Source organism: uncultured Pseudoalteromonas sp., from assembly GCF_963922945.1.
Taxonomy (GTDB): domain Bacteria; phylum Pseudomonadota; class Gammaproteobacteria; order Enterobacterales; family Alteromonadaceae; genus Pseudoalteromonas.
The window spans coordinates 1-3,152 of the sequence record NZ_CAWUKC010000155.1; the positions used below are offsets into that span (position 1 = coordinate 1).

A 3,152-nucleotide genomic window follows, 5' to 3' on the forward strand; every position below is an offset into this window, starting at 1 on the left:
ATATAAAATCGCGGCTACTGCTTAAGCAATTTTTTTCTCTTCTATGCTTGCTAGGTATTCGTTAAACGTACCCTGAAAATCAATAACTTGTTTGTCTTTAATGTCAATAATACGGGTGGCTAATGACGATACAAACTCGCGGTCGTGGCTTACAAAAATAAGCGTACCTTTAAACTCTTTTAATGCATTATTTAAAGCTTCAATGGCTTCCATATCCATGTGGTTGGTTGGCTCATCCATTACCAGCACGTTTATGTCTTGCATCATTAACTTACCAAACAGCAAACGGTTTTTTTCACCACCTGAACAGTTACGTGCTTTTTTATTTGCATCGTCAGCGGTAAACAACAAACGCCCTAACATGCCGCGTACCATTAAATCGTTATGCTTAGCGGTACGCCATTGCGACATCCAATCAAATAACGTTAAATCGTTATCAAAATCTTGTGTGCTGTCTTGCGGGCAGTAACCAAAGGTTGCATTTTCTGACCACTTAATTTCGCCTTCATTGCATTTTAGCTCGTTTACCAAACAGCGCAAAAAGGTGGTTTTACCCACACCGTTTTCACCAATAATGGCAAGCTTTGCACCCGCTTCTAATAAAAAGTCGCCGCCGCTAAATAATGTTTCGCCATCAAAGCCATGGCCAAGCTTATTAACTTCAAGCGCTTGGCGGTACATTTTTTTACCTTCGTCAAAGCTCAGTGATGGGCTCATACGGCTTGAGGCTTTAACATCGTCTAGCTTTATTTTATCCATTCTTTTAGCACGAGAGCTCGCTTGCTTAGCCTTAGACGCGTTTGCCCCAAAGCGGTTTACAAAGTCTTGAAGCTCATCAATCTCAGCGCTTTTTTTAGCGTTTTCGGCTAATAATTGCTCACGCTGCAAGCTAGACGCTTCTAAAAACTTTTCGTAATTACCTGGGTAAATTCGCAGCTCGCCGTAATCAATATCGGCCATGTGAGTACATACCGAATTTAAAAAGTGGCGGTCATGCGAAATAATAATCATGGTGCATTTACGTTTATTAAGCTCATTAGCAAGCCACGTAATGGTATGAATATCCAAGTTATTGGTTGGCTCATCGAGTAGCAGTATGTCTGGGTTTGCAAATAGCGCCTGCGCTAAAAGCACACGTAATTTCCAACCTGGGGCAACGTTTGCCATTAACCCATAATGAAACTCTTTATCTATACCCGCTTCTATTAGTATTTCTTCAGCGCGGCTTTCGGCTGTGTAACCGTCCATTTCGGCAAAAACGCTTTCAAGGTTGGCCACTTTCATGCCATCTTCTTCGCTCATTTCGGGTAATGAATAAATGCGGTCGCGCTCTTGCTTTACTTTCCAAAGCTCTACGTCGCCCATAATTACGGCATCTACTACGCTGTATTGCTCAAAAGCAAACTGGTCTTGGCTTAGGTTACCTACTTTAAGCCCCGGTGTAATAGACACATTGCCTGAAGTAGGCACAAGCGCACCGCTTAAAATTTTCATAAAGGTCGACTTACCACAGCCGTTAGCGCCAATTAAACCATAACGGTTACCGTTGCCAAATTTAGCTGAAATGTTTTCAAACAACGGCTCTGCGCCAAACTGCATTGTAATATTTGCGGTGGAGATCAAAAAAGGTGTCCTAGAAAAGTACTGACAGGGTTATGGCACAGCAGGTGCGAAAATAGACCAGGCAATAGAAGTAAATAAGGCGGCAAATTATACAGCCCAAGTATATTAAAGGCTAGCATTTACTTGATTGCTTTTGAGCACGGCTTTATTGTAATAAAAAATATGAAAAAAGAGTGAACTATGTCACCAGCTAAAATTCGCAGTGAAGTTATAAAACTGAGTAAGTTAAGTGTAAAGCAGCCAGATTATTACTTTATTCAAGGTTACTTTTTAGGATTAGGTTTACTGCCCGACATGATAATGCCCAACCAGTGGCAGGCAGACCTATTAGGTGAAATTAATTTCACATCAGATACAGAGCTAAAGTACCTCGAAAGCCTAATGGCCAATTACAATAACAGCATGCAAAAAGTGATGAGCGAAGACTTTAAAATGCCCACTAAATGCAGCCTATCGAAAACCGATTACCGCGATTCACTCAAAGCTAATATGCCATTACCAAATTACTGTAAAGGGGCATTACAGGCACTAAAGTTTATTAATAAACGTAGCCTAGATAAAAGCCAAAAAGAGGTGCTTGCAAGCTTAAATGAAATACTTAATGCGTTTAGCTCTGAGCAAGCCGCAGTGAAAAAGTTTGCTAGCAACCAAGGCTTAGCGCAATCATTTAAAAAGAATTACGTCTACTTTGTGGCCGATGCGCTTTACAATATTCGTTTTATTGAAGAGCCTCACTGGAGCGATGAAGACGAGGCAGCGTTTAACGACCAATTTGCACATCAACAGCACAACGATGAATTTGCAGCAGGTAAAATGATTGATGATGAAACGATTGAACAGTTAATGGAGGCCATTCTTAGTGACTTTACCCCAAGAGCGTTTGAGCCGATAGAAGCGTTACTTGAACTGTTTGAGGGAGTTATAACAGAGCAATATATAGCACAAAACCAAGGCCATTTTTGGCTGATCCACGAAACACGGCCTTACATGGCATTACGTGCGCACCGTGCACAAATCAACGCGTTACAAGGCAATATACAACCAGCCATTGATGAATTAGAAACGCTGTTGCAACTAAACCCCATGGATAATCAAGCAAATCGTCATTGGCTAATGAACTGCTACATAATTAAAGGGCAGTGGCAAAAGTTAGATGCATTTTTAGCCGACTTTGACAGCGAAGAGCTCCATGCCACAGCAAGCCGTGCCTTGAGTGAGTTTCATAAAAATGGTGATTCAAGCCAAGCCAAGCAATATAAAAAGAAACTCAAACAGCTTAATAAACATTTTATAAAAATACTCACCGGGCAAGAAAAACTAAAAAATGAGGGCTTTGATTTTTACAGCCCAGGTAGTAAAGAAGAAGTAGCTTTATACCTACACTCACTTGGCAAACAAGCTTGGATAGCAGCCGAAGGTAGTTTGTTTTGGTTACGCAAAAAGCTTTAAAAAATGAAGGTTGTAGGCTTAGGGCTTGCTCGCGCAAGATGCGAGTTACTTCTCTAAAGCGCAGCGTCTCATAACCTCTT

The 3,152-nt window shown here is 41.1% G+C and carries 2 protein-coding genes; one reads left to right on the forward strand and one right to left on the reverse strand.

Translation table 11 applies throughout. From position 1 onward, the window contains the following. Nucleotides 1-21: 21 nt before the first annotated feature. Nucleotides 22-1,623, reverse strand: coding sequence for an ABC-F family ATPase (locus AABI99_RS17815; RefSeq protein ID WP_338367460.1), 1,602 nt, complete (start codon nucleotides 1,621-1,623; stop codon nucleotides 22-24). 180 nt (nucleotides 1,624-1,803) lie between these two features. Between AABI99_RS17815 and AABI99_RS17820 the strand changes: the two genes are divergently transcribed. Further along, the gene (locus AABI99_RS17820; protein WP_338367461.1) at nucleotides 1,804-3,072 is read left to right on the forward strand and encodes a bacterial transcriptional activator domain-containing protein; all 1,269 of its coding nucleotides are present in this window, start codon (nucleotides 1,804-1,806) and stop codon (nucleotides 3,070-3,072) included. Nucleotides 3,073-3,152 lie beyond the last annotated feature (80 nt).

What these genes read in the sequence shown, in the direction of transcription:
- AABI99_RS17820 (WP_338367461.1), top strand. Translation starts at nt 1,804, where the DNA reads ATGTCACCAGCTAAAATTCGCAGTGAAGTTATAAAACTGAGTAAGTTA.